This is a genomic window from Cupriavidus sp. SIMBA_020, from assembly GCF_046535395.1.
Classification (GTDB): domain Bacteria; phylum Pseudomonadota; class Gammaproteobacteria; order Burkholderiales; family Burkholderiaceae; genus Cupriavidus; species Cupriavidus campinensis.
Window position 1 is genome coordinate 1 of sequence record NZ_JAWRWU010001260.1, and the last position, 250, is coordinate 250.

Sequence of the window (250 nt, forward strand, 5' to 3'; positions counted from 1 at the left end):
TCCGCGTCACCGAGATCATGCTGCTGTTCCTCGGTGCGGGCCTGTTTCAGACGGGCGTCGACAAGCTGATCGACAAGGAAATCCTGCCGACCATCGTCGACCAGGTGTGGAATTCGTCGGCGATCCTCGACGATTCGAGCACTTTCGGTTCGCTCGTCGCGACGCTCACGGGTTATCGTGCGCATCCGGCGCTGATGAACCTGATCGCTTACGCGGTGTACTGGCTGGTGGTAGGGTTCCTCGCGCGCCG

The 250-nt window shown here is 61.6% G+C and carries 1 pseudogene; it reads left to right on the forward strand.

The window, feature by feature from the left end:
• Nucleotides 1-250: pseudogene (locus tag SB751_RS33545) on the forward strand (FTR1 family iron permease); the annotation flags it as partial.